The following is a 474-nucleotide window of genomic DNA, read 5'->3' on the forward strand; positions in this document are numbered from 1 at the left end:
TTACTCCATCATTTTCTCAATGGGCAGAACGAGAATTGAGCTGGCGCCCAGTGCTTTTAATTGTTCCATGGTTTCCCAGAACAGATTTTCTGAGCTGACAAGGTGAACGGCAACCCGGCTCTTGTCGTGAGACAGTGGCAGAACGGTAGGGTCTTCTGCGCCAGGCAGTAAAGCTGTCACTTGTTCCAGGCATTCAGTCGGTGCGTGCAGCATGATGTATTTTGACTCTTTGGCCTGAATCACACCTTGCATACGGGTTAACAGACGCTCGATCAACGCTTGTTTGTCAGCGCTGAAATCACCAGAACGCTGAATCAGTACCGCTTTAGACTGCAGGATCACTTCGACTTCTTTCAGGCCGTTGGCTTCGAGTGTCGCACCGGTAGAAACCAGATCACAGATGGCATCGGCCAGACCGGCACGAGGGGCGACTTCGACAGAACCATTTAGCATACAGGTGCTGAACGTCACACC

General features: G+C 51.5%; 1 protein-coding gene. It reads right to left on the reverse strand.

Features of this window, described 5'->3' with window-relative positions; genetic code table 11:
• A partial coding sequence (gene hisG / locus ACYP03_RS24060; RefSeq protein ID WP_459782369.1) for an ATP phosphoribosyltransferase occupies window positions 1-474 on the reverse strand: 474 nt, incomplete at its 5' end.

This window comes from Photobacterium sp. R1, from assembly GCF_054600795.1.